Consider the following 25,897-nt stretch of genomic DNA (forward strand, 5'->3'; position numbering starts at 1 on the left):
CCTGATAAATTAAGTTTATCAGGTATTTTTATATTATAAACATATGAGCTTTAAAGTAACTTTTAACACAAAGTGGTCTGACTTTGACCCAAACAGACACATGAGACATACAGCATATAACGATTATGCTGCAGAAGTTAGAGTACGCTATTTTGCGAAATACAATTTTTCTATTGAAGAGTTTACAAAGCATAATTTAGGTCCGATATTATTTACAGAAGAAACCTCTTTTAGAAAAGAAATTCATTTAGGAGAAAACATTACAGTAAACCTTAAGTTACAAGGTTTGTCTGAAAACAACGAACGTTGGAAAATAGTACACGAAGTTTTTAATGAACAAGGTAAATTATCTGCGATTATAAAAGTATACGGCGCTTGGATAGATTTAACAAAGAGAAAACTTAGAACTCCGCCGGAAGAAACAAAAGAAATGTTCGAGCACGCAGAAAGAGCAGAAGATTTTGAAGTAATTTCTTTAACTAGATAATTCTTAAAACAAAAAAAAGCTGAAGTAAATTATTTCAGCTTTTTTTGTTTGTACAGGCGGAGAGACTCGAACTCTCACACCTCGCGGCACTAGATCCTAAGTCTAGCGTGTCTACCAATTCCACCACGCCTGCAACTTTTCCCGTTATTTCGGGATGCAAATATAAACAATAGTTCCAAACTACAAACTTGTTCATAATAATTTTTCTATTTTTGAGTAAGAAATTAAAAAAAACTTCATGAATACAATTCAAACATACATACAAGACAACAAAAAAAGATTTTTAGACGAATTAATTAGTTTACTAAAAATTCCTTCGATAAGTGCAGACACCGCCTATAAAAAAGACGTTTTAAACACTGCCGATTTTGTTTTAGAAAGCTTAAAAAAAGCAGGATGCGACAAAGTAGAACTTTGTGAAACACCAGGATATCCTATTATTTATGGTGAAAAAATTATAGACAAAAATTTACCAACTGTTTTAGTTTATGGACATTATGATGTTCAGCCAGCAGATCCTATCGAATTATGGACCTCACCTCCTTTTGAACCCGTGATAAAAAACACAGAAATTCATCCGAAGGAGCCATTTTTGCAAGAGGTGCTTGTGATGATAAAGGCCAAATGTATATGCATGTTAAAGCATTAGAGTATATGACATCAACAGGAAACTTGCCTTGTAACGTTAAGTTTATGATTGAAGGAGAAGAAGAAGTTGGTTCAGAAAGTTTAGCTTGGTTTGTACCTAGAAACAAAGAAAAATTAGCAAACGATGTTATTTTAATTTCTGATACCGGAATGATTGCAAACGATATTCCGTCAATCACAACAGGTTTACGTGGTTTAAGTTATGTAGAAGTAGAAGTTACAGGTCCAAATAGAGATTTACATTCTGGTTTATATGGTGGCGCAGTAGCAAATCCTATTAATATTTTAACCAAAATGATTGCTTCTTTACATGATGAAAACAATCATATTACAGTTCCTGGATTTTATGATAAAGTAGAAGATTTATCAGAAGCAGAAAGAGCAGAAATGGCTAAAGCTCCGTTTTCTTTAGATGATTATAAAAAGGCTTTAGATATAAATGATGTGTATGGAGAAAACGGATATTCTACAAACGAAAGAAATTCTATTAGACCAACTTTAGATGTAAACGGAATTTGGGGTGGTTACACCGGTGAAGGTGCAAAAACGGTAATTGCTAGTAAAGCATATGCAAAAGATCTCGATGCGTTTGGTGCCAAATCAAGATTGGAGGGAAATTACCGAGTTATTTAAAACTCATTTCGAAAGTATTGCTCCTAAATCTGTAAAAGTAGTTGTAAAACCTCATCATGGTGGGCAAGGTTATGTTACACCAATTGATAATATTGCTTATAAAGCAGCAAGTAAAGCTTACGAAGCTACATTTAATAAAACTCCAATACCGCAAAGAAGTGGTGGTAGTATACCAATTGTAGCTTTATTTGAGCAAGAACTAAAAAGCAAAACTATTTTAATGGGCTTCGGTTTAAACTCAGATGCAATACATTCTCCAGATGAACATTTTGGTGTTTGGAATTATTTAAAAGGAATCGAAACAATACCTTATTTCTATAAATATTTTACAGAATTATCTAACTAACATAATTAAACTCAATATGAAATCTACCTTAACCAAATTTTTAGTTTGTAGTATTTTTACTGCATTACTATTTAATTGTTCTAAAACTGAAGAACAAAAACAATTTACTATTGCAGAGTACGAAGCTGCAGCAAAACATATGGACAGAAGTTTGTACCGTCTTGTGTACAACCAAGTTTCTAACGTTTCTTTTGCAAATGGTAATAAGTTAATTTACTCAACAAATACTGAAGATGGTAAACGATATGTTTTAACAGATGCAACTTCTAAAACGAAAGCAACTGCTTTCGATCATGAAAACCTAGCTTCTTTATTATCAGAAGAATTAGATAAAGAAGTTAAAGCAACTGCTTTACCAATTTATAATGTAACTATTTCAGAAGATTTAGAAAATATAAATTTCTCGACTTCTAATAAAAAATTTAGCTATAATATAAATGAAAAATCTTTGACTGAAAAACCAGGAAACACCAAAAAATATAGCAGAAATGAGCATGTATCTCCAAACGGGAAATTAGTTGCTTACATAGACAATTATAACCTTTGGATTAGAGATTTAGAAACCAATAAAAAAACGCAAGTTACTTTTGATGGTGAAAAAGATTATGGTTACGCCACAAACAACGCAGGTTGGATTAAAAGTGATGGCGCTGTTTTAAAATGGTCTCCTAACTCAGATAAAATTGCAACTTTTCAGCAAGACGCAAGAGGCGTTGGTATGATGTATTTAACGTCTACAAATGTTGGGCACCCAAGATTAGAAGCATGGAAACATCCGTTACCTGGCGACGAAAAAATCTTTACGATAGAACGTGTAATCATCCATTTAAATAACAAACCCAAAACGGTTCGCCTAAAAATGGGTAAAGATTTTCAAAGAGGAACAACTACAGACCATATTGCCGGTAGAAATAACGAATTGTTAGATGCCCAATGGAACAAAGAAGGTACAAAATTTGCTTTTGTTTCTAGTTCTAGAGATCACAAAATTGCACATTTACAAATTGCAGATGCAAATACAGGTAAAGTAACTTCTATACATAAAGAAGAAGTAGATACTTATTACGAATCTGGTGTAAACGCAGAAAACTGGAAAGTTTTATTTGATTCAAATGAGTTTATTTGGTATTCAGAAAAAACAAATTGGGGCCATATTTACTTATATGATTTAAAAACTAAAAAGCTAAAAAATCAAATTACAACAGGAAACTGGTTGGTGAAACAAGTTAAAAATATCGACGAAAAAAATAGAGTTATTTACTTTTCTGCAGGAGGTAAAGAAGAAGGCAATCCTTATCATAACTACTACTACAAGATTAATTTTGACGGATCTAATATGGTGAACCTTACTCCTTCTAAAGGAACTCATAATGTAAGCTTTAATAACAATTATAGTTTATTTGTAGACACTTATTCTACAACAACCTCTGCTCCTATTTCTGTTTTGAGAGATAATTCCGGAGAAAAAATAATGGATTTAGAAACTGCTGATATTTCTAAATTAAAAGAAAGAAACTGGCAGGCACCTGTAGAATTTTCTGTAAAAGCTAGAGACGAGAACACAGATATTTACGGTATAATGTGTTTACCTAGCCATTACGACGAATCTAAGAAATATCCGGTATTAAACTACATTTATCCTGGCCCGCAATCTGGTTCTGTTGGTAATTACGGTTTTAGACCTGTCTCGGAGAGATTTTCAGGCAGTTGCAGAACTAGGTTTTGTTGTTGTAGCTGTAGATGCAATGGGTACACCAATGCGTTCTAAATCTTTTCATGATGCATATTATGGTAACATGGGCGACAATGGTTTACCAGATAATATTACTGCAATAAAACAATTGGCAAAAAAATATAAAGGAATGGATACTGAAAGAGTTGGAATTTGGGGACATTCCGGTGGTGGTTTTGCCTCTACAAGAGCAGTTTTTGCTTACCCGAATTTTATGACGTTGCAGTTTCGGAGCTGGAAATCATGATAACAGAAATTACGAGGCAGATTGGGGCGAAAAATGGCAAGGTCTTTTACAAAAAGGGAATATTGAAGGTAAAGCAGACGGAACAACAAATTACGATAATCAGGCAAATCAATTAATTGCAAAAGACTTAAAAGGTAAATTACTAATTACCCATGGTTCTATGGATAATAATGTACCACCATCTAACACAATGTTAGTTGTAGAAGCTTTAATAAATGCAAACAAAGATTTCGATATGATTTTATACCCGAATAAAAGACATGGTTATGGCAACATGACAAACTACATGACAAGAAAACGATGGGATTATTTTGTAACTCATTTATTAGATGCCAAACCAGCAAAAGGTTTTAAAATTAAATAATTTATGAAAAAATTACTTTTAATTCTTTTTCTTTCTTTGAGCTTTTTATCTTGTAAAGCTCAAGGTTTAATGACCGAAAAAAACAATTTTACAAGGCAAGATACTTTAAGAGGAAGTATTACACCAGAGAGAATTTGGTGGGATTTAACGTATTACCATTTAGATGTAAAAGTAAATCCGGACAAAAAATTTATTTCCGGTAAAAACACCATAAAATATAAAGTTTTAAGTGTTCATAATACAATGCAAATAGATTTACAGGCTCCTTTAAAGATTACAAAGGTTACCCAAGATGAAAAAGAATTAGAAGTTATACATGATGGAAATGCCCACTTTGTAAAGCTTTTAAAAAAGCAAATTATTGGCAAAACGGATAGTATTATTGTACATTATACAGGAAATCCTAAAGAAGCAATTAGAGCACCTTGGGATGGTGGATTTTCGTGGAGAAAAGATAAAAATGGAAATCATTTTGTAGCAACTTCTTGCCAAGGTTTAGGCGCAAGTGTATGGTGGCCTTGTAAAGACCATATGTATGATGAAGTAGAAAACATGCGAATTAGCGTTACAGTACCAAGTAATTTAATGGATGTTTCTAACGGAAGGTTAGAGAGCGTAAAAAAACATGGCGAATACACTACTTATAATTGGTACGTAGACAATCCTATAAATAATTATGGTGTTAATGTAAATATTGGAGATTACACACATTTTTCTGAAGTCTTTGATGGTGAAAAAGGAGATCTTGACATGGACTATTATGTTTTAAAATACAATTTAGAAAAAGCTAAAAAGCATTTTAAAGATGCCCCAAAAATGATGAAAGCCTTTGAACATTGGTTTGGTCCGTATCCTTTTTACGAAGATGGTTTTAAATTGGTAGAAGTACCCTATTTGGGTATGGAACATCAAAGTTCTGTTACATATGGCAATCAATACAAACAAGGTTACCTTGGTAGAGATTTATCTGGTACAGGTTGGGGTTTAAAGTTTGATTTTATTATAATTCATGAAGCTGGTCACGAATGGTTTGCAAACAACATTACCAATAAAGACATTGCAGATATGTGGATACACGAAAGCTTTACAAATTACTCTGAAAGTTTATTTATAGATTATTATTACGGTAAAAAAGCAGCATCAGAATATGTAATTGGTTTAAGAAATTCTATCAGTAATAAAGCACCAATAATTGGTAAATACAATGTTAATAAAGAAGGTTACGGAGACATGTATAATAAAGGTGGCAATATGTTACATACTTTAAGGCAATTAGTTAATAATGATGAAAAATGGCGCAGTATTTTACGAAAAATGAATAAAGTATTTTATCATCAAACTGTAACTACAAAGCAGATTGAAAATTTTTTAAGTAAAGAAGTAGGAATCAATTTAGAAGCTTTTTTTGTTCAATATTTAAGAAATAAAAAAATACCGACGCTGACTTATAAAATTAAAAATAACACCCTAACTTATAGTTGGATTAATGTTGTAGATAATTTTAATATGCCCTTAAAAATTTATTTAAATGATAAAGAAAAGTGGATTTATCCTTCTACAGAAAAACAAGAAATCATTTTAAAAGATAAAGAAACTGATTTTAAAATTGATTCAAATTTTTATATTTCTGTTAAAAATTAAGATTGAGAAAAAGCCGCAATATGCGGCTTTTTTTATTTTATAAAATAGGCTTTTAAAATATAATCTACCTTCGGATATTTCTCCTTTAGAAAGGCATTACCAAGTTTATTTATCTTTCCTTGTTGTCTTCCTAATTTATCACCGTAACCATCATAAAACTTTAAAACGTTTTCTTTACCCGCTATTACTTTAGCAATTACCGGAAAACCTTTAACGCCAGAATATTCTATTGTATCCAATCTAGCATTCTTCTTTAAATTAATAAAAATTTGATTCGTTCTTGTTTCAACTCCGCTTCTTGCAAAAGCAATTGTCATAGAATCATTTTTCATAATCACAGGTTCATCAACAAAAACTTTATTTGACCAACTTTTATTGATTATAGAATCGTTGTGAATACCAAACTGAGCAACAAAATTTGGTACAACTCTAAAAATAGCAACATCTTTATAATATTCGTATTTAATTAGTTGATATAATCTGTCTACACCTGCCGGAGACCAAGCTCTTTTTGCCTCTATATCAAAATTACCTTGGGTTGTTTCAAACCTTGCTTTAAACATTTCTGGAGCTTCTTTTTTTAACCATCTTTCTTTAAACTTTTTTGTAGCACAAGATGTAAAAAGCACAATACCAAGTAATACTATAATTTTATTTTTCATTTATTTTTCTTTGAATATCTCTAAGTAATTCAACAAATATAACAAAAATCACCACTCCATTTTAACTCTACATTTGTAGAATTCATTTTTTATTCTATGTTTGTAGAGTAAAAAATAATGAGAGTATGCAGTTATCTAAAACCGAAGAACAATTAATGCAGTATTTATGGAAACGTAAAAAGGCATTTTTAAAAGATTTATTAGAAGATTTCCCTGATCCAAAACCAGCTACTACAACCGTTGCTACTTTATTAAAAAGAATATCAGATAAGGGTTTTATAGATTATAAACTGTTTGGTAAATCAAGAGAATATTACCCGATAATTAAAAAAACAGATTATTTTTCTAACCATGTAAACGGCTTGATAAAAAATTTCTTTAACGATTCTGCGAGCCAATTTGCTTCCTTTTTTACCCAAGAAACCAATTTATCTACAGAAGAATTAGAAGATTTGAAAAAAGTTATCGATAGTCAAATTAAAAAGCAACAAAAATGATAAGCTATCTTATAAAGTCGGTAAGTTGTTTAGCATTACTGCTATGTTTCTATCATTTTATTTTAGAAAAAGAAAAAATGCACAATTTTAATAGGTACTATTTATTAATTGGCGTTATAATTTCTTTGATAATTCCGTTTGCAACAATTACCACTTATGCACCTACAGATGCCATAGCAAATACACTAATAAAAATAAAACAACCAGAATTTAGTGCTGATACTTTGGAAACAATAGAAGTTGAAGAAGTAATAGATTATACCAAATACTTTGTTAGTTTTTACTTATTAATATCCTCTTTATTACTAATTCGTTTTGGGAGAAATTTATTCAAAATAATTCAGAAAATTAGACTGAATGAACAAATAAAGTACAAAAAAGCAACCTTAGTTTTGGTTGATGATCAAATTTTACCACACACTTTACGGAAAGCCATCTTTATCAATAAAAAAGAATATGAAAATGGCAATATCGAAGAAGAACTTTTTACACACGAATTAACACACGTTACTCAAAAACATACCATTGATGTACTTTTAATTGAGTTTTTACAAATTCTATTTTGGATAAATCCGCTATTTATATTTCTTAAAAAAGCGGTACAATTAAATCATGAATTTTTAGCAGACGAAAAAGTTATACATCAACATAAAAATACATTTCAATATCAGCATTTATTATTGAATAAAGCTGCTTGGAACAACGAATATTACTTGGCCAGTAATTTGAATTATTCACTTACTAAAAAAAGATTAAAAATGATGACAACACAAAGTTCACAATCTAAAATATGGATTAAAAAGCTCGCGGTAATTCCGCTTTTAGCAGGGTTTGTTTTTCTATTTGCAGAAAGAGTTGAAGCACAAGAAAAAGAAGAAATTATCGAGGTTATAGAAGTATTTGAAAAACAACCTAAAAAAATATTATAACAGAAAATGAAGTCTATAAAAAGTATTTTCATAGAAACGGACATTTTATTTTTAAAGATAAAAATGGAAATAAAATAAAGAAAACTTATGATGAATTAAATGAAAAAGAAAAAGCAAGATTAATACCACCTCCTCCATTAAGATCAAAAAAGATTGTTCCAACAGAAAAACAATTTGAAGCTTTAAAAGACAATAGCAAATTTGCTGTTTGGCTAGATGGAAAAGTGGTTAAAAATGAAACACTTAATAATTATAAGCACACAGACTTTGCTACATATTCAAACAGTTTTGTATATAAAAATGCTCGTAGCAAACGTTTTCCTCAAGAAAATCAAGCGCATTTAGAAACTACAAAATATTTTGAAGCTAAAAATGCAGAAAGAGTTAAAGAATTTGAGGATTATAAAAAAATTACAAAAAAGAAATTATTGAAATAGTAGAGGATAAAAAAATAAAAACGTTTTTATAGATGCTCCGATTATTCAAAACAATCCTAATTCTAAACAAAGTATTTCAAAAGAAATACCTTTTTTAACCACAACTATTAAAGCAGAAAAAGAAACTAATTCCGGTACAATTAAAGATATCCGTCTAAAGTTAAAAGATTTAGATACTTTAAAAAGCACTTATAACATAGAAGATAATGCTCCTTCATTAATTAAAAAAGCTACAGATCCAAAATTCAATAAAAATTGGTTTATTACAATTGATGGGCAAAAATACTATTACACTTTTGATAAAAAAGAAAGAGTAGCTAGATATTATAAAGACGGAAAATTAGTAAATTTAGATATTGTAAAAGAATATAATAAAAAACATAAAATATTTGAAAAGCTTAAAAAAGAGGGAAAACATTATGTTTTTAAAACTGAAACTGAGCAGAAAGTAATTAAAAGAGAATGGTCTGATTTAGGAGGAATGTATTTTAGAATGTCAAGAGCAGATAAAAGCAAGGTTCCATTTCGAGAAAACCCTATTAAACCTTACGTAAAATTAAGAGAAGGAAATAAAGTTTGGTATAAGAAAAAAAGCGAATTAACTGAAGAAGATAAATTATTACTTCCACCTGCGCCACCAAAACCTAATGCAAGTAAAGAAGAAATCTTAAAAGCTAAAAAAGCATATCAAGATTGGAAAAAGAGAACAGGAAATGACATTCCGCCACCGCCGCCTCCAAGAAAAAAATAATTAATCAATAAAAAAAACCGCATTTAAGATAACTTACATGCGGTTTTTAAATTCAAAAATTAAAAATCAATATTATTCAATTATAAGTTTCTTTGTCTTATAAGTTTTGTTGTTATTAGAAAGCTTAACAAAATATAAACCTGCACTTAGCTTCTCTTTTTCTAACGAGATTTTATTGTTACCAAACTTTGTATCAAAATAGGTTCTTTTTAACAAGGCACCAGTTATATTATAAACTTCTAGTTTAGATCTTGCTTCAACTTCAGAGTAAAAACTTAACTCTGTACTTAACTTCATAGGATTAGGATATAATACTGTTTCTCCTTCTTCAACTACGTTATTATCTACACTTAAAGTTTTCTGTGTAAAAACTAAATCTTTTATTGCCAATTCTTTTTCAACAGTTGTAACGCCATCAGAAGACATTGTAAATACAATAGAAACAACATCAGACAAATCGAAATTATTAACCGTTAAAGACTTAAAGTGATCTAAAGAAATTACAAAATCGTTCTTTTCTTCAGTTAATTTTACGGTTTTCTTAAACTGATTTTCCCATTGATCTATTCCTTCTTTAACGATGGTAATTTCTACATCGCTATTTCCTGTTGCAGAAAACTCTAATGCGTTATATTCTGATAAATCTACTGTTTTAAATGTTGGCGTAAAACTTCTGTACGCAGAAACATATGAATTTGTAGTCGCTTTTAAAGCAATATCTCTTTCAACTTTATAGCCAGTTCCTGCATACAAGCTTTCGTTCTGAGTAATTTCAAAATTTGTTACTGTGGTTCCTTCAGGAGAATCATCTTTACCCCAAACACCGTCTGACATGAATACATCATCTCGGAGTTCTATTACTATCGTTTTCAATTCTAAAACCTATATCAAAAATATTACCCGTTTCTATTTTTAGGTTTGTTATGTAACCCGCCTCTAATTCTATAGTTTCGTTAAAATATTCTGTTTCAGAAGTTTCTGTTCTTTTAAACCCTGCATCTATTACAATCGTTTTACTTCTGCTTACATTAATTAATTCTAATTCTAAAGCTCCGTTTTTATACACACCTTTTTTCACAAAAACTGGTGGAGGTGTCGAGTTGTTGAAGTCTGATATTGGTTTCTGAATATCGAAAAGCTCTAAAGTTTCTTCACCTAAAGTAAATAAATCATCAATTGTATTAGTCCAGATTTGAAAGTTATAAAACGTTGCCCCCGCTTCATATTTATCTATATTCCAATGACTTTCTATACCAAAATTAGCATCATTGTTTTTCAATTTTCCGGAGAAACTTAAAACAAATTCTTTTGTTCCGTCTCTATTTTTAATGATAGACTTTATAAAAGGTTGCTCTTTAATTTCTATAGTTGATACAGATAAAATTTCTGCGCCTAATAATCTATCGCAAATAAATTTTGTATGCTCGTAAACACCATTTTCTGTTTTTGTTGCTAAAACTACAGCTACTGTTTCATTGTTTTTAACATAGTCTACAGAGATTAATTCTGTAGCATTTGTTATATCGATTAAGTCTGATGGTGAAGATTCTATTGCTTGTGCACCTTCAATAACATCCATTGGCACTAAATCTGACAATTGAAAAGATTCACTTTTTGAAGCTGTTTTTTTATAGTTTTTAGACTTTTGTATCTTTTTAGCTTTTAGTTTATCAAACTTATAATTGTTTTTACTTCTTAAATAATTTCTTTGATTAACTTTTTGAGAAAGACGATCGTTGCTCTCTAAACCACCCTCATTACCACTTGATAATTTTGGAACTAATACAGGACAAGCTGCAACACCAGAACATGCCGGATCATCACAATCTACCAAACCATCTCCATCATCATCTAAACCATTAGAACAATCTTCTTGTGGAACTGGAGCTGTAGGACATCTTGCGCCATCATTAGAACTACTAGAAGGTCCGTAAGCAAATAAATTAGAATCTAATACGCTTCCTATTTGTAAATCTTGTACATTTTGAATTACATAAACAGTACCTGTTTGATTTGCTGACACATAAAAACGCCCAGACAAATCAAAATAAACTGCTCCGTAAGTATACTTTAAACCCGCAAGAATTGGCACCAAACCTAAATCTGTAACAACATTAGTTTCTGGGTTAATTCTATATAAATGATTCGTATTTTTTTCTACTGTATATAATTGCCCATCAACTGCATTAAATGCCCAATCGTGCACAGATATATTTTTACTAAGTGTTCCTTTGCTGATGTATTTTGTATAATTTGGAGATTCTGGGTTTAAATCTATTGTATAATATTCTGTTCCGCCTCCTTTAAGATAATAAATTCCGAAGCACTAACATCACCTATATATTTACCAGCTGTTGTTAATTCATCAATAGTAAAAGTTTCTACATTAAAATTTTTACCAATTTTTACAATTGATTTTGAAGGAGAACTTAAATAACCCCAAATATATCCGTCTGCTGGATTATAACCCACAGCATTTATATTTCCTGGAGTAATATCTTCTTTTACTAAATAAGAGCTACCAGATGCTAAATCTAAGGCGTAAATATCATTTCGTTGAAATAAATATGCATTATAGTCACAATTAAATGGCTCATTTTGTGCCAGTACCTTATTTGGTAAAATATTGATTAATAAAAGTATTAAAATTGCGTAAGTTGGGGGTAGTTTTGTTGTCATTTTGCTCGATTTTTATACAAATATCAGATAATTAAGCACTTAAAACAAAATTAATAGATAAAAAACAAAAATCTATAGATGAATTGTAAAAATAAAGCAGTTTAGTTGTAAAATAAAAAAACCACACTTTTAAAGGTGTGGTTCTAATTATTGATAAATTAAATTGTACTAATTAATCTACATTGTCATGTAAAAATGAATTGTTAGACTTAAAATCTAGATTATTGTCGTCTTTTTTTATCGCGGTTTTAGATTGACTAATTGGTGCATTTAAATTTAAATCTAAACCTTGTCTTTTGTATGCTGGCTGACGTTCTATTTCATCTATATTTTTACTTAACTGATCGTTAAATTTATAGTTAAAACCTTTCATTTTTTGACGTCTTTCTTCTGCTCTTTTTTGTAACTCTGCAATCGTTAAATCTAAAGGTGTAACTTCCTCACTTGAAGTTTCTATTACATTAACATCAGATTGAGGCGTTGCTGTTTTTAACTCAAAATGAACTTCTTCTTCTTGAACCGATTTTTCTTTTGCTATAATATGAGAGCTTTTACCAATTGTTGGTTGCGCATCAAAATCTTCTAAAACATATCTTGTTTCTTCAACTTTCTTTTCAAAAACAATTTCTTCTGCACCGTAAACTTCAATTTCGTTTACATTTACAGATTTCTCTTCATTTAAGTTAAACTTTATTTCTTCGTCTTTTTTAACTTCTGTGTAAGAGTTTAAAGGTAAATCGAATAATAAATCTGCTTGTATTTGCTCTGGCTGCTCATTTATTTCTTCTTCTACAACTGACGTAGCATCTGTTATTATAAAGTCATCTTCAGAAACCGTTTCTAAAGCAACTTCTTCATAAGAAACAGCAATATTTGCAATACTTTCTGAAGTTTGAACTAAATCCATTTTTGGAGCAACCTTAACTGACTCTTCAACTACATCTTCCTCTAAAGTATGCACAATTTTCTGTTCTGTAACACTTGCTTTTGGCTGATTTAAAGTTGGTGTTTTAGAAATTGTATTTTCACTAAAATTATAAGTAGCTTTTTGCTCATCTTCTAGAGTATGTACAATTTTCTTAACTTCTGTATTTGTAATTGTACTTTGTTGATCTGCAGCAAAACCTGTAGCAACAATAGTTACAGCGATAGCATCACCTAACTCTTCATCTTCACCAATACCCATAATAATATTGGCATCGTAACCTGCTTCATCTTGAATATAGTCGTTTATTTCTCCTATTTCATCTAAAGTAACTTCGTTTGTACCGTAAACAATTAATAATAATACGTTTTTAGCTCCTGTAATCTTGTTGTCGTTTAACAAAGGCGAATCTAAAGCTTTTACAATAGCGGTTTTAGCACGATCTTGCCCTTCTTCTTTTGCTGAACCCATAATAGCTGTACCACTGTTAGATAACACAGTTTTAGCATCATGTAAATCGATGTTTTGCTTATAGTGATGTGTAATTACTTCTGCAATACCTCTAGATGCAGTCGATAATACTTCGTCTGCCTTAGAAAAACCTGCTTTAAAACCTAAATTACCGTAAACCTCACGTAATTTATTATTATTGATAACAATTAAAGAATCTACATTTTGGCGCAACTGATCGATTCCTAATTGTGCTTGTTTTGCACGTCTTCTACCTTCAAAAGCAAATGGCATAGTCACAATACCTACAGTAAGTACATCCATATCTTTTGCAATTTTCGCAATAATAGGTGCTGCTCCTGTACCTGTACCACCACCCATACCAGCAGTAATAAATACCATTTTTGTTTGGGTATTTAACATTTGCTGTATTTCTTGCATACTTTCTTTAGCTGCTTGTGCTCCTATTTCCGGGTTTGCACCAGCACCTAAACCAGATGTTAAATTAGCTCCTAATTGAATTTTATTAGGAACAGGACTGTTTTCTAATGCTTGTGCATCTGTATTACAAATTACAAAGTCTACACCTCTAATTTGCTGCGTGTACATGTGGTTTACTGCATTGCTTCCACCACCACCAACACCAATTACTTTAATGGTGTTAGATTGTGTTTTTGGCATGTCGAATAAAATGTTATCAAATTCTGCGCTCATAATAACGTATCTATTGTTTAATTTTTCTTATTTATTTTTTATTTTCTTCTAGTTCACTTTCTTTTTAGTTCTATTCTGCATTGTCTAAAAAATCTTTTAGACTTTCTGTGAACTTTTCAAAAAATGATCTTTTCTTTTTCGGTTTTGGTTTCTCTTCTTGCACTGGCTGTGTTTCTTCAACTTTTTCTTCTACCGGATTCAGAATTTCTTCAATTGCCTCTTCTATTATTTCTTCTTCTTTAGAATCTTTATCTAATCCTTCCATTAATAACCCAACAGCTGTTGCATAAGACGGACTTGACAAAGCATCATCTGAATCGCCAGCTAAATGCTCGTTAGGAAAACCTATTCTAGCATCCATACCAGTTATATATTCTACTAACTGACGTAAATGTTTTAATTGAGCTCCTCCACCGGTTAACACAATACCTGCAATTAATTTACCTTTTGCAGTTTCATGCCCGTAGTTTTTAATTTCTAAATACACATGCTCTATAATTTCTTGAACTCTGGCATGTATAATTTTAGATAAATTCTTTAAAGTAATTTCTTTTGGTTCTCTACCTCTTAAACCTGGTATCGAAACAATTTCTGTTTCTTTATTTTCCCCTGGCCACGCAGAACCAAACTTAATTTTAAGTAATTCTGCCTGCTTTTCGATGATAGAACAACCTTCTTTTATATCATCTGTAATTACATTTCCACCAAAAGGAATTACAGCAGTATGTCTAATAATTCCGTCTTTAAAAATGGCCAAATCAGTAGTTCCACCACCTATGTCGATTAAAGCAACACCAGCTTCCTTTTCTTCTAAACTTAAAACTGCAGATGCAGAAGCTAATGGTTCTAATGTAATATCACTTAAATCTAAACCAGAACTTTTAACACATCTACCAATATTTCTTATCGAAGAAACTTGGCCTACAACTACATGGAAATTGGCTTCTAATCGTCCGCCATACATTCCTATTGGCTCTTTTATATCTGCCTGAGAATCAACTTTAAATTCTTGTGGTAAAACATGAATTATCTCTTCTCCTGGCAACATAACCAATTTATGTACTTGGTTTACTAAATCTTCAATATCAGAATCGTCTATAACTTCATCTGAATGATTTCTTGTAATATAATCTGAATGATGTAAACTTCTAATATGTTGCCCTGCAATACCAACTACAACCTCATCTATCTTAACACCGAAACACTTTCTGCCTCATCTACGGCTTGTTGTATAGACTGTATTGTTTGTGTAATATTACTTACAACACCACGTTTTACACCTAAACTTTTTGCTTTTCCAATACCAACAACTTCAATTTTATCGTATTCGTTTTTACGTCCAATCATGGCAACAATTTTGGTGGTACCAATATCTAAACCAACAGCTATTTTATTATTTTCCATTTTGATTTATTTTGTGCACACAACTTGGTTGTGATATTTTAAAGTAATTGTTTTATATTCTTGAATCGTTTTATCTTTATACGTTGTGTTATAAAACGCTTTTAACTTGTTAAATTTTAACTTTACATCGATTAATTTGCCAAAATCAATTTTATAATCGCCACTTCTTACGGCAAATTGATACAAACCATCGTCAGATTTCTCTATTCCTACAATTTCTTTTTGCAAAAAATTGTCTTCTAAAATATAAGATATTAATGGTAAAACCACGTTAATATCTTCTTTATTTTCTACGCCGAAACCAACATAACTCTTGCAGAATAATTCTTAGAAAGTGGTACTTTTACCCCTTGTTTATCAATATAATAAGAACCATTTTTAGAAACAATTCTTGCTACTGGTGTACGTTGTTTTATGGTAGATTTTAACACACCTCCTATTGTTAAAAAAACTGCTGCTTTTTCAATATATGGATTTTTAGATACGTTCTTTTCTAATCTGTATAAATCTATTACAGATTTTGCTTGGTTTTTAACTGTTGCATCATTTTGTATTAACAATTTATTAACCATCGAATGCGTTAAAAAATTATTAGTTCCTTCTTCGAATTTCACTTCGATTTTATTTATTTTTTTATTACTATTTCTTACCGAAGTAAAACTATACAAAAAGCTTAAAAAAGCAAGTATAGTTAGAAAAAATAGATATTTTAAAACTCTTTTAAATTTCACTTTCATTCCATTTTAAAAGTTCGTTTGTTACTTCTTTTATCACAACGCCTATATCACCAGCACCTAACATTACTATAATTTTAGCATCAGAATTTTTAATATCTTTTACTAAATTATTTTTTTGGGTCTTTTTTTCTGCTTATTTTCGATTTTAGACAATAACCAATCGGATGTGATGCCCGCAATAGGAGTTTCTCTTGCCGGATAAATATCTAACAATAAAATATCATCAAACTTATTTAATGCATTTGCAAAATCGTCTGCAAAATCTTTTGTTCTAGAAAACAAATGTGGTTGAAAAACAACTAGTACTTTTTCTTCTGGATACATTTCTCTAACAGAATTATGTACTGCATTAATTTCTGTTGGATGATGCGCATAATCGTCTATTAAAACTAAATTATCCGAATTAATTTTATAAGAAAATCTTCTTTGTACACCTTTAAATGTTGATAATCCTTTTTTAATTTCTTCTAAAGAAACGCCATAAACTTCTGCCATTGCCAAAGCTGCCAAAGCATTCATTACATTGTGTCTTCCAGGTAAATAAAATTGAATATCTTTTATTTCTGATGACGGTGTTTGTACATCAAAAACATATTTTCCGTTATCGATTCTTAAGTTGTAAGCTTTATAATCTGCTTTTTCATCTATGGCATATGTTAAACCTTTTAAAGGCAAACCTTTTGCAACAATTAAGCTATCAGAAACTTTATTTGAAAACGCTACAAAAGATTCTGTTAATGCTTCCGGGTTTTCATAAATATCCAAATGATCTGCATCCATAGAGGTTACACATGCAATATTAGGACTCAATTTTAAAAATGATCTATCAAACTCATCTGCTTCTACAACACTTATTTTATCACCACCTAAAATTAAATTAGAATCATAATTTTCTGCAATTCCGCCTAAAAACGAAGTTGCATTAACCGAAGTCATAATATGCCCTAAAATAGACGATGTAGTTGTTTTACCATGTGTACCAGCAACTGCCAAACAAAACGTTGCTGCTGTAATTTTACCTAAAATTTCTGCTCTCTTAAGAACTGTAAATTTATTATTAACAAAATAATTGAATTCTTTATGGTCTGCAGGAATTGCAGGTGTATAAACAACCAACGTTTTTTCTTTATCTAAAAATGAAATAGGAATATTTTTTACAGCATCTTCAAAATGAATTGTAACACCTAATTCTTCTAAAGATTTAGTTATTAAAGATGGTGTTTTATCATAACCTGCAACTACTTTATTATTCGCCGCAAAATATCGAGCAATAGCGCTCATACCAATGCCGCCAATGCCAATAAAATAAACGTTATGTATTGTACCTAAATCCACTATCCTATTAATTTTTCTATTTCGTCAACTATATTTTTTGTTGCACTTGGCAATGCCAATCCTTTTATGTTTTTAGATAAAGTTTCCTGTTTACCAGTATCTTTCATTAAAGATTCAAAAACAACAGAAAATGTATCTAAATTACTTTCTTTTATCATTAAAGCCGCTTGTTTGTCTACAATCGACTTTGCATTTTTGGTCTGATGATCTTCTGCTACGTTTGGAGACGGAATAAATATTACCGGTTTCCCCACAATACATAGTTCTGATACAGAACTTGCACCTGCTCTAGAAATAATTACATCTGCAGCAGCGTAACCAAAATCCATCTTATTTATAAATTGATGCACTTGAACATTCTCTTTAGCATTGCATTTCTTATACTCTTCAAAATATAATTTACCGCATTGCCAAATCAATTGAACGTCTTGTTTTTCAAAAAAATCTAAATTACTTGCAATTAATTCGTTAATTTTTCTTGCACCTAAACTTCCGCCTAAAACAAAAACCGTTTTCTTACTTTTATCTAACTTAAAAAACGTTTGCCCTTCTTCTCTTTTTGTATGAATAGACAATAAATCTTGTCTTACAGGATTACCTGTTTTTACAATTTTATTCAACGGAAAAAAACGTTCTAAATTATCATAAGCAACACATATTTTTTTTGCTTTTTTACTTAATAATTTATTGGTAATTCCAGGATAAGAATTCTGTTCTTGTATCAATGTCGGAATTCCCTTTTTACCCGCCATAATTAATGTTGGTCCGCTTGCAAAACCACCAGTTCCAATAGCTACATCTGGTTTAAATTTCTTTATTATTTTAGATGCATTCCATAAACTACTCATCAACTTAAACGGAAACGACAAATTATCTGAAGTTAACTTTCTTTGTACACCGAAATCCACAGACCTTTAATGTCATAACCCGCTTGTGGCACTTTTTCCATTTCCATTTTATCCTTTGCACCAACAAACAAGAAATTAGCACCTGGATAACGCAATTTTAATTCGTTTGCAATAGCAATTGCCGGATAAATATGTCCGCCAGTTCCTCCGCCGAAATAAGTATGTTAATCGATTGTTTCATGCAAAATATCTAAAGGGTTATCATCTAAAATATCTTCTTCTGTTTCTTCTTTTGAAGCACTAACACTTAAAATCATTCCGAGCGCAAAACATGTCATCCAAATAGATGTACCACCACTACTAATTAAAGGTAAAGTTTGTCCTGTAACCGGAAATAAATTGGTTGCGACCGCCATGTTTATGGTTGCCTGAAAAATAATTGGCAAACCTACTCCAATTACCAATAATGTACCAAATATTGTTGTAGTTTTTTTAATACAACAAATACTCTAAAAAGAAGTAAAAAATATATAAAAACGATAAGAATTGCACCAATTAAACCATATTCTTCTACAATTATTGCATATATAAAATCTGATGATGATTGTGGTAAAAAGTTTTTCTGAACACTTTTACCAGGTCCAACGCCAATAGGACCACCTGTGGCTATTGCAATTTTAGCTTTTTCTACTTGATAAGCTTCTTTACCTTCTGAACTCGAAAAACTATCTATTCTACTTTGCCAAGTTTGCACTCTGTTTGGCATCGCATCCGGAAAAGCTTTTGCTATTAAAATAAAAAATGACAACGCTATAATTCCTGCACCTAAAATAAACCCGATATACTTTAACGGATATCCGCCAACAAAGGCGATAATAAGAATCATTGTAAAAATAATTGCCGTTGTAGAAAAGTTTGCTGGTAAAATAAGCAGCAACACTAAACTTACAGGCAACCAAAGTTGTAATATACTTTCTTTAAAAACAATAGCTTTTTCTTTGTTTCTAGCTAAATATCTAGCAACGTAAACCATTAAGACCAAACCTGCTAAAGTAGAGGTTTGAAAACCAATACCTACAAATGGTATACGAATCCATCTACTAGCATTTGCACCACCAATTGTAGTGCCTTGTGCTAGTGTAAAAATTAAAAGAATTATAACAATTGGCAGCATTAAAACAGATCCACCGGAAAAATATCTGTATGGTATTTTATGTACTCCGTAAATGATAGCAAATCCCATAATTAATAAAACCATGTGTTTTACTAAATACCCAAGAGTAGAACCAGAACCAACAACATAAACCAAGTTTGTACTGGCACTATAAACTGGCATAAAAGAGAATATTGCCAAAACAGCTACAATAGCCCAAATGGTTTTATCTCCTTTTATATGTTGAAAAACTGCTTTCATTTTTAATCCTAAATCTTATAAACTTCTTACTGCTTTTTTAAATTTTCTCCCTCTGTCTTCGTAATTTTCAAATAAATCGAAACTTGCACACGCAGGCGATAATAAAACGGTGTCGCCTTTTTCAGATAATTTATGTGCTACTTTTACAGCTTCTTCTGCACCTGCAGTTTCAACCACAATATCTACAACATTTTCGAATGTATTTTTTATTTTTTCGTTATCAATACCCAAACAAACAATAGCCTTTACTTTTTCTCTTACCAATGGCAAAAGATCGTTATAATCGTTTCCTTTATCTACACCTCCAACTATCCAAACGGTTTGTTTATTCATGCATTCTAAAGCATAAAATGTTGCATTTACATTTGTAGCCTTAGAATCGTTTATATATTCTACGCCTTCTATTTTAGCTACATTTTCTAAACGATGCTCTACACCTTCAAAATCTTCTAAACTTTCTTTTATCGCCTGCTTTCTTGCATTTAATAATTGCGCAGCCATTGTTGCTGCCATTGCATTTTTAACGTTATGTTTTCCTTTTACTGATAAAGATGATATAGGCATATTAAATGTGTCTTTATTTATATTAATCGTTATGTTATTATTTTTTACAAACGCACCAAACTCTAATTCTTTTTCTAGAGAAAATGGCACTAATTTTGCTGATATTTTATTGTTTTCTAACCAATTATTTATAGTTGCATCATCTGCATCATAAATTAAATAATCGGTACTTTTTTGATTTTTAGTGATTCTAAATTTAGATGCTACATATTCACTAAAATTATTATTATATCGATCTAAATGATCTGGTGTAATATTCGTTAGAATAGCAATGTGACTATTAAAATCTTCTATACCATCTAACTGAAAGCTACTTAATTCTAACACGTAATTATCAAAATTTTCTTCTGCTACTTGCTGTGCAAAACTATCGCCAATATTACCTGCTACACCAACATTTAAATTCGCACTTTTTAAAATATGATGCGTTAATAATGTTGTGGTAGTTTTTCCATTAGAACCCGTAATCCCAATAATATTTGCATTGGTATATTTTGCAGCAAACTCAATTTCTGAAATCACTTTAACACCCAATTCTTTTAACTTTAAAATCAAAGGAACAGTATCAGGAATTCCAGGACTCTTCATTACTAAATCTGCATTTAGCAATTCACTTTCAGTGTGTTTCCCTTCCTCAAAAACTATGTTATTACTTAAAAGAACTTCTTTATATTTTTTAGCAATCATACCTTTATCAGAAACAAAAACTTCAAAACCTTTTTGTTTTCCTAAAAGAGCTGTTCCTACTCCACTTTCTCCTGCACCAAGAATTACTAACTTTTTCACAACTATCTTAACTTTAAGGTTACAATTGTAAAAACAGCCAATAGAATACCTATTACCCAAAAACGCACAACAATTTTACTCTCGTGATAGTTTAATTTTTGATAATGATGATGCAATGGCGACATTTTAAAAATCCTTCTTCCTTCTCCGTATTTTTTTCTTGTGTATTTAAACCAAGAAACCTGCATAATCACAGACAAATTTTCGATTACAAAAATTCCGGCTAGTATTGGCAACAATAATTCTTTTCGAATTGCAATTGCTATAACTGCTATAATCCCTCCGATTGTTAAACTACCTGTATCACCCATAAAAACTTGTGCCGGATACGTATTGTACCATAAAAAACCAATTAAAGCTCCTGCAAAAGCAAGTATAAAAACGGTCATTTCTCCGAATTGGGTATATACATTACATCTAAATAATCGGCAAAAATTATGTTACCGAAAACCCATGCAAAAACAGCAAGTGTTACTACCATTATCGCAGACGAACCCGCAGCTAAACCATCAATTCCGTCTGTTAAATTTGCTCCGTTAGAAATTCCTGTTACAATAAAAACCGTAATAAAAATGAAAACTATCCAACCGTATTTTTCAAAACCTTCACCCAAAAAAGATAAAGCCTTTGAATACTCTAATTCATTATTTTTCATAAACGGAACCGTAGTTTTTGTTGACTTATGCGCTTCACCAAAAACTTTAATTTTTCCGTTTGCTTGCAGTACTTGTTGCTCTACAGGCAATTGTTCTTTTATAGTTACATCATCATGAAAGTATAACATAGAACCTACAATTACACCTAAACCAACTTGACCTAAAACTTTAAACTTCCCTTTTAAACCTGCTTTATCTTTTTTAAATACTTTTATATAATCGTCTACAAATCCTATTAACCCCATCCAAACCGTAGTGATTAATAAAATAATGATGTAAACATTATCTAACTTGGCTAATAAAATTGCCGGAATTAGAGTGGCAAAAATTATAATAACACCTCCCATAGTTGGTGTTCCTGCCTTTTGCACTTGCCCTTCTAAACCTAAATCTCTAATAGACTCTCCTACCTGTTGCTTTTGTAAAAACTTTATTATTCTTTTACCGTAAACCGTAGATATTACTAATGATAAAATAAAAGCTGCTGCAGCTCTAAATGTTATAAACTGAAACACACTAGCTCCAGGAAAACTAAAATGATTTTCTAAATATTGAAATAAATAATACAGCATTCTTATAAATTGTTAAGTTGATTGAAACAGTTTTTAACCTCTTCTAAATCATCAAAATGAGTACGAATACCATTTATTTCTTGATAATTTTCATGTCCTTTTCCTGCGATTAATATGATGTCACCAGCATTAGAAAACTTACATGCAGTTTTAATTGCTTGCTTTCTATCTAAAACTGTTAATGTTTTTCTGTAATTTTCTGATGAAACTCCGACTTCCATTTCTTCTAAAATAGTTTGCGGATTTTCTGTTCAGGATTATCTGATGTAAAAACTACTTGATTACTTAATTGAGCAGCTATGTTAGCCATTTTAGGTCTCTTCGTTTTATCTCTATCTCCGCCACAACCAACAACCGTAATTACTTGCTCGTTGCCAGTTCTAATATCATTAATAGTTTCTAAAACATTCTTTAAAGCATCTGGCGTGTGTGCATAATCTACAATTGCCGTAACGCCATCTTTAGAAACTACATATTCAAAACGACCACTTACACTTTCTAACTGACTCACGATGGTTAAAACTTCTAACTTTTCTAAGCCTAATAATTCTGCAGTTGCAATTATTGCAGTAAGGTTGTAAATATTGAAAACACCAATTAGCTTCGTCCAAACTTCAACACCATCAACAGTAATTAAAGTACCGAGACAATTGCTTTTCTAAAATTTTAGCTTTAAAATCTGCAATTGTTTTTAAAGCATAGGTTTTTTTAGCAGCTCGTGTATTTTGCAACATGTAACTACCATTTTTATCATCTAAATTTGTTAATGCAAATGCATTTTTAGGCAAAGCATCAAAAAATTCTTTTTTCACATTTCTATATTCTGCAAATGTTTCATGGTAATCTAAATGATCATGAGAAAGATTTGTAAAAATTCCGCCAGCAAAAACTAAACCTTCCGTTCTTTTTTGATGAATTCCATGAGAACTCACTTCCATAAAACAGAAATCAACACCAGCTTCTACCATTTTATCTAAATAACTATTTATTGCAACCGAATCTGGTGTTGTATGCGTTGCTTTAAACTCTTCATTATCAACTAAAACTTTTACAGTAGACAATAAACCAACTTTGTAACCTGCTTTTTTAAATAATTGATACAACAATGTTGCAATGGTTGTTTTACCATTTGTACCCGTTACACCGATTAATGGTAATTTAGAAGACGGATTGTCATAATAATTCGAAGCTATTATCGCTAAAGCAACATTTGTATCAACAACTTTTACGTATGTAATTCCTTCAATTATTTCTGATGGAAATTCTTGACAAACAATTACAGTTGCACCTAAGGCAATTGCCTTCTCTATAAATAAATGACCATCTACAGAAACACCTTTTAAAGCAACAAAAACATCGTTTTTTACAATATTTCTAGAATCGAAAACAACAGCATTTACATCAACATTTGTTGACCCTGAAACCTCTTCTATGGAAACCTTATATAATATGTCTTTTAAATTTTTCAGCTTATGAGAGTTTTAAAATGATTGTTTGTCCCTTTACTAACTTTTGTCCTTTTTTTAAAGATTGATATGTTACTCTACCAACTCCGAAATTTTTACTGTCAATCCAATATTTTCTAATAATGAAAGCGCATCCATACCGAGACATTCCTTTCACATTCGGAATTTTAGCATAGTTTTTAGCTAAAGAATTATCATATTTAGCATACGATTTTTCTATTTCATCAAATTTAACATCATCATCTACAGACTGATTATCTATTGGCGTTGTTGTATAAATTTTCTGAGCAATTTCTTTAAAAACTGGTCCTGCAACCGTAGCTCCGTAATATCCTTTTTCTTTCTTCGGATCATGCACCACTACAATACAAGAATATTTTGGGTTATCCGCCGGAAAAAAACCAGCAAACGATGCCACGTAATGCTTATTAGAATATCCGGCAGCTACTGTTTTACCATTCTCATCTTTATGTCTTGGTAAATATTTTTTTGCCGTTCCTGTTTTTCCTGCCATAGAAAAATTAGACGAATAAATGTTTTTTGCCGTTCCTTTTTCTACTACATTTTCCATTACTTTTCTAATTTTACTTAACGTTTCATCAGAAGCAATTTTAGAATTTAAAACTTCGGTTTCAAAAACCTTTTCTGTCTTATCTTGCCTTCTTAATTCTTTAATAAACCTTGGTTTTACCATTACGCCATTATTTGCCACCGCATTGTAAAACATAAGCGTTTGCATTGGCGTTACAGAAATACCATAACCCCAAGACATCCATTCTAAAGAAATTTTATTCCATCTTTTGTCTGATGGTTTTGGCACCACAGGAACACCTTCTCCTTTAATCTGAAAACCAATTGGTTTTGTAAAACCATATTTATCTAGCTTTTCTATAAACTTCTCCGGTTTTTTATCGTAATGCTTTCTTATTAACTTAACAATACCAACATTCGAAGAAACCTCAAAAACTCTTCCGGCAGAAATTTTACCATAACCACCTCTATGAGAATCTTCTACCTTAGAACCATGTATAAATATCCTTCCTCTTTCTGTATCAACAACTGTAGATGTATCTATCACCTTATCATCTAAAGCAGCCATTAAACTTGCCAATTTAAAAGTAGAACCTGGTTCGTGACTTTCCCAAACAGCATAATTTCTTTTCTCGTAATATTTCCCTTTTTTGGTTCTACCTAAATTAGAAATAGCTTTGATTTCACCTGTCGCTGTTTCCATAACTACAGCACAACCATGATCTGCTTCAAAATACTCTAACCTTCTTAACAACGCATGATGGGTAATATCTTGAATATTAACATCTATTGTAGTAATTATATCATGACCATCTACTGGTTCTTTTTCATTATAATCTGTAATTGGTTTCCATTGATTCTTTGCAATTTTTTGCTCCCATCTTAAACCGTTTTCACCTTGCATGTAATCTGCAAAAGCACCTTCTATACCAGCTTCTCCTCTAAAATCATCATAACCAATTGTTCTTTCTGCAATTTTACCAATTGGATGCTCTCTCTCTGTTCTATGTTTCGCAATAAAACCACCTCTATAAACTCCCAAGTTAAAAATTGGAAATTTTTTCATCTTCAAATAATCGGTATACCCAATATTTCTAGCAATTAGATAATATCTTCTTTTCTTGTTTTTTGCAGCTCTTAATCTTTTTTGATGATACGCAACTGACTTACCTAACATTTTAGAAAGTTCTTTAGAAAGCGCTACAATATTATCCTCAAAAACATCACTATTTACAGTAACCAAGTCCATATAAATATTAAACTTAGACATAGACGTTGCCAACAAATTACCATCTGCCGCATACACGTTACCTTTATTTGCGTATATAGTATCTTGCCTTACTGTTAATTCTGTTGCTAACTCTCTATACTTATCTCCTTGAACATATTGAAGATTAATAACCCGAACAATTATAGCAAGTAAAAACACGGTCATAAAAGCA

At 30.9% G+C, this 25,897-nt stretch carries 16 protein-coding genes, 1 tRNA gene and 9 pseudogenes; 10 read left to right on the forward strand and 16 right to left on the reverse strand.

Annotated elements, in window-relative coordinates:
* Positions 1-43 precede the first annotated feature (43 nt).
* Positions 44-487, forward strand: coding sequence for an acyl-CoA thioesterase (locus ACZ1HD_RS13110; RefSeq protein ID WP_340932730.1), 444 nt, complete (start codon positions 44-46; stop codon positions 485-487).
* A gap of 51 nt (positions 488-538) precedes the next feature.
* Here the strand turns inward: ACZ1HD_RS13110 and ACZ1HD_RS13115 are convergent.
* Positions 539-620, reverse strand: a tRNA-Leu gene (locus ACZ1HD_RS13115).
* A 105-nt stretch (positions 621-725) separates the two neighbouring features.
* Between ACZ1HD_RS13115 and ACZ1HD_RS13120 the strand changes: the two are divergent.
* The 5 genes and pseudogenes from ACZ1HD_RS13120 to ACZ1HD_RS13140 all read left to right on the forward strand — a co-directional run bounded on the left by ACZ1HD_RS13120 (position 726) and on the right by ACZ1HD_RS13140 (position 6,098).
* Positions 726-2,114 (forward strand): annotated as a pseudogene (locus ACZ1HD_RS13120) (dipeptidase).
* A gap of 16 nt (positions 2,115-2,130) precedes the next feature.
* The gene (locus ACZ1HD_RS13125) at positions 2,131-3,882 is read left to right on the forward strand and encodes a DPP IV N-terminal domain-containing protein (RefSeq protein ID WP_472687683.1); all 1,752 of its coding nucleotides are present in this window, start codon (positions 2,131-2,133) and stop codon (positions 3,880-3,882) included.
* On the forward strand, positions 3,860-4,093 hold the full coding sequence (locus ACZ1HD_RS13130; protein ID WP_472687684.1) for a prolyl oligopeptidase family serine peptidase: 234 nt from the start codon (positions 3,860-3,862) through the stop codon (positions 4,091-4,093). Before ACZ1HD_RS13125 ends, ACZ1HD_RS13130 begins: the two co-directional genes overlap by 23 nt.
* A gap of 46 nt (positions 4,094-4,139) precedes the next feature.
* Positions 4,140-4,457: pseudogene (locus tag ACZ1HD_RS13135) on the forward strand (alpha/beta hydrolase family protein); the annotation flags it as partial.
* 3 nt (positions 4,458-4,460) lie between these two features.
* Entirely contained in the window at positions 4,461-6,098 is a 1,638-nt protein-coding gene (locus ACZ1HD_RS13140) for a M1 family metallopeptidase (protein ID WP_472687685.1), read from the forward strand.
* Between the two features lie 32 nt (positions 6,099-6,130).
* On the opposite strand, the gene ACZ1HD_RS13145 is transcribed toward ACZ1HD_RS13140, so the two are convergent.
* Positions 6,131-6,760 (reverse strand): peptidylprolyl isomerase, encoded by a 630-nt coding sequence (locus ACZ1HD_RS13145; protein WP_472687686.1) that lies wholly within the window; start codon positions 6,758-6,760, stop codon positions 6,131-6,133.
* A 125-nt stretch (positions 6,761-6,885) separates the two neighbouring features.
* Here ACZ1HD_RS13145 and ACZ1HD_RS13150 point away from each other — a divergent pair, with 125 nt between their 5' ends.
* The 4 genes from ACZ1HD_RS13150 to ACZ1HD_RS13165 all read left to right on the forward strand — a co-directional run bounded on the left by ACZ1HD_RS13150 (position 6,886) and on the right by ACZ1HD_RS13165 (position 9,374).
* Complete coding sequence (locus tag ACZ1HD_RS13150; protein WP_472687687.1) at positions 6,886-7,257, forward strand: BlaI/MecI/CopY family transcriptional regulator; 372 nt, start codon at positions 6,886-6,888, stop codon at positions 7,255-7,257.
* Positions 7,254-8,186: a M56 family metallopeptidase gene (locus ACZ1HD_RS13155; RefSeq protein ID WP_472687688.1), complete on the forward strand. Its 933-nt coding sequence runs from the start codon at positions 7,254-7,256 to the stop codon at positions 8,184-8,186. The genes ACZ1HD_RS13150 and ACZ1HD_RS13155 overlap by 4 nt, the downstream gene beginning before the upstream one ends.
* A gap of 224 nt (positions 8,187-8,410) precedes the next feature.
* Entirely contained in the window at positions 8,411-8,623 is a 213-nt protein-coding gene (locus ACZ1HD_RS13160; RefSeq protein WP_472687689.1) for a hypothetical protein, read from the forward strand.
* A 481-nt stretch (positions 8,624-9,104) separates the two neighbouring features.
* Positions 9,105-9,374, forward strand: coding sequence for a hypothetical protein (locus ACZ1HD_RS13165; protein ID WP_472687690.1), 270 nt, complete (start codon positions 9,105-9,107; stop codon positions 9,372-9,374).
* 72 nt (positions 9,375-9,446) lie between these two features.
* Here the strand turns inward: ACZ1HD_RS13165 and ACZ1HD_RS13170 are convergent, their stop codons facing one another.
* From ACZ1HD_RS13170 to ACZ1HD_RS13235, 14 genes and pseudogenes are all read right to left on the reverse strand, one after another.
* Positions 9,447-10,247, reverse strand: coding sequence for a T9SS type A sorting domain-containing protein (locus ACZ1HD_RS13170; protein WP_472687691.1), 801 nt, complete (start codon positions 10,245-10,247; stop codon positions 9,447-9,449).
* Positions 10,216-11,691: a DUF6923 family protein gene (locus ACZ1HD_RS13175; RefSeq protein ID WP_472689360.1), complete on the reverse strand. Its 1,476-nt coding sequence runs from the start codon at positions 11,689-11,691 to the stop codon at positions 10,216-10,218. The genes ACZ1HD_RS13170 and ACZ1HD_RS13175 overlap by 32 nt, the downstream gene beginning before the upstream one ends.
* Entirely contained in the window at positions 11,649-12,053 is a 405-nt protein-coding gene (locus tag ACZ1HD_RS13180; RefSeq protein WP_472687692.1) for a DUF6923 family protein, read from the reverse strand. Before ACZ1HD_RS13180 ends, ACZ1HD_RS13175 begins: the two co-directional genes overlap by 43 nt.
* A gap of 172 nt (positions 12,054-12,225) precedes the next feature.
* Positions 12,226-14,142, reverse strand: coding sequence for a cell division protein FtsZ (gene ftsZ / locus ACZ1HD_RS13185; RefSeq protein ID WP_472687693.1), 1,917 nt, complete (start codon positions 14,140-14,142; stop codon positions 12,226-12,228).
* Positions 14,143-14,212: 70 nt separating this feature from the next.
* Positions 14,213-15,546 (reverse strand): annotated as a pseudogene (gene ftsA, locus ACZ1HD_RS13190) (cell division protein FtsA).
* Between the two features lie 6 nt (positions 15,547-15,552).
* Positions 15,553-15,816, reverse strand: a complete 264-nt coding sequence (locus tag ACZ1HD_RS13195; protein WP_472687694.1) for a hypothetical protein — start codon at positions 15,814-15,816, stop codon at positions 15,553-15,555.
* 20 nt (positions 15,817-15,836) lie between these two features.
* Positions 15,837-16,160 carry a cell division protein FtsQ/DivIB gene (locus ACZ1HD_RS13200; protein ID WP_472687695.1) on the reverse strand — a complete coding sequence of 108 codons (324 nt, stop codon included), beginning with the start codon at positions 16,158-16,160 and terminating at the stop codon, positions 15,837-15,839.
* Positions 16,161-16,266: 106 nt separating this feature from the next.
* Positions 16,267-17,618 (reverse strand): annotated as a pseudogene (murC, locus tag ACZ1HD_RS13205) (UDP-N-acetylmuramate--L-alanine ligase).
* Positions 17,618-18,657 (reverse strand): annotated as a pseudogene (murG, locus tag ACZ1HD_RS13210) (undecaprenyldiphospho-muramoylpentapeptide beta-N-acetylglucosaminyltransferase). The pseudogenes murC and murG overlap by 1 nt, the downstream one beginning before the upstream one ends.
* A gap of 33 nt (positions 18,658-18,690) precedes the next feature.
* A pseudogene (locus ACZ1HD_RS13215) lies at positions 18,691-19,880 on the reverse strand (FtsW/RodA/SpoVE family cell cycle protein).
* A gap of 15 nt (positions 19,881-19,895) precedes the next feature.
* A complete protein-coding gene (murD, locus tag ACZ1HD_RS13220) occupies positions 19,896-21,230 on the reverse strand; it encodes a UDP-N-acetylmuramoyl-L-alanine--D-glutamate ligase (protein WP_472687696.1) in 1,335 nt (444 codons plus the stop codon).
* A 2-nt stretch (positions 21,231-21,232) separates the two neighbouring features.
* Positions 21,233-22,458, reverse strand: a pseudogene (gene mraY / locus ACZ1HD_RS13225) (phospho-N-acetylmuramoyl-pentapeptide-transferase).
* A gap of 2 nt (positions 22,459-22,460) precedes the next feature.
* Positions 22,461-23,927: pseudogene (locus tag ACZ1HD_RS13230) on the reverse strand (UDP-N-acetylmuramoyl-L-alanyl-D-glutamate--2,6-diaminopimelate ligase).
* 1 nt (position 23,928) lies between these two features.
* Positions 23,929-25,890: pseudogene (locus ACZ1HD_RS13235) on the reverse strand (penicillin-binding protein).
* Positions 25,891-25,897: the final 7 nt, after the last annotated feature.

It is taken from the genome of Polaribacter sp. HA6-7, from assembly GCF_055693625.1.

Bases quoted from the DNA above. Each gene is read 5' to 3' on its own strand.
- ACZ1HD_RS13165 (WP_472687690.1), top strand. From the start codon at position 9,105: ATGTATTTTAGAATGTCAAGAGCAGATAAAAGCAAGGTTCCATTTCGA.
- ACZ1HD_RS13130 (WP_472687684.1), top strand. From the start codon at position 3,860: ATGGGTACACCAATGCGTTCTAAATCTTTTCATGATGCATATTATGGT.
- ACZ1HD_RS13110 (WP_340932730.1), top strand. From the start codon at position 44: ATGAGCTTTAAAGTAACTTTTAACACAAAGTGGTCTGACTTTGACCCA.
- ACZ1HD_RS13155 (WP_472687688.1), top strand. From the start codon at position 7,254: ATGATAAGCTATCTTATAAAGTCGGTAAGTTGTTTAGCATTACTGCTA.
- ACZ1HD_RS13125 (WP_472687683.1), top strand. From the start codon at position 2,131: ATGAAATCTACCTTAACCAAATTTTTAGTTTGTAGTATTTTTACTGCA.
- ftsZ (WP_472687693.1), bottom strand. From the start codon at position 14,142: ATGAGCGCAGAATTTGATAACATTTTATTCGACATGCCAAAAACACAA.
- ACZ1HD_RS13180 (WP_472687692.1), bottom strand. From the start codon at position 12,053: ATGACAACAAAACTACCCCCAACTTACGCAATTTTAATACTTTTATTA.
- ACZ1HD_RS13140 (WP_472687685.1), top strand. From the start codon at position 4,461: ATGAAAAAATTACTTTTAATTCTTTTTCTTTCTTTGAGCTTTTTATCT.
- ACZ1HD_RS13145 (WP_472687686.1), bottom strand. From the start codon at position 6,760: ATGAAAAATAAAATTATAGTATTACTTGGTATTGTGCTTTTTACATCT.
- ACZ1HD_RS13150 (WP_472687687.1), top strand. From the start codon at position 6,886: ATGCAGTTATCTAAAACCGAAGAACAATTAATGCAGTATTTATGGAAA.